1 tRNA gene is annotated in these 331 nt (G+C 41.1%); it reads right to left on the bottom strand.

Annotated features, from left to right (window positions below):
* Positions 1-173: 173 nt before the first annotated feature.
* Positions 174-247 (bottom strand) — tRNA-Met (locus tag FHS86_RS12465).
* Between the last annotated feature and the right edge of the window lie 84 nt (positions 248-331).

Genomic DNA, 331 nt, shown 5'->3' with positions numbered 1-331 from the left:
AGTTCAGAGGGGTAAGAAACATCCCCTTCTTTCTTTATAGATTAGCTAAAATTTATGCTTGAAAATCGTAAATCCCCAGAAAATTGGCTTGATCCTAAAAAATAAAGTTGCAGTTGGTTTACAACAACAAACAAAAAAGGGCTGCAAAACTTGCAACCCTTTCTTTCTTAATGTAGCGAGAGGCGGGCTTGAACCGCCGACCTCATGATTATGAATCATGCGCTCTAACCAGCTGAGCTACCTCGCCATTTCTATTATTTCAATTCTAACTTTGTTTTGACGGGCTTTAACTGTCGACCTTCCCGGTTATAAACCGGGACGCTCTAGGCAG

The sequence above is a fragment of the Roseimarinus sediminis genome (assembly GCF_050433125.1).
In the GTDB taxonomy this organism is placed as follows: Bacteria; Bacteroidota; Bacteroidia; order Bacteroidales; family Prolixibacteraceae; genus Roseimarinus; species Roseimarinus sediminis.
This window is presented reverse-complemented; position numbering and strand designations above follow the sequence as displayed.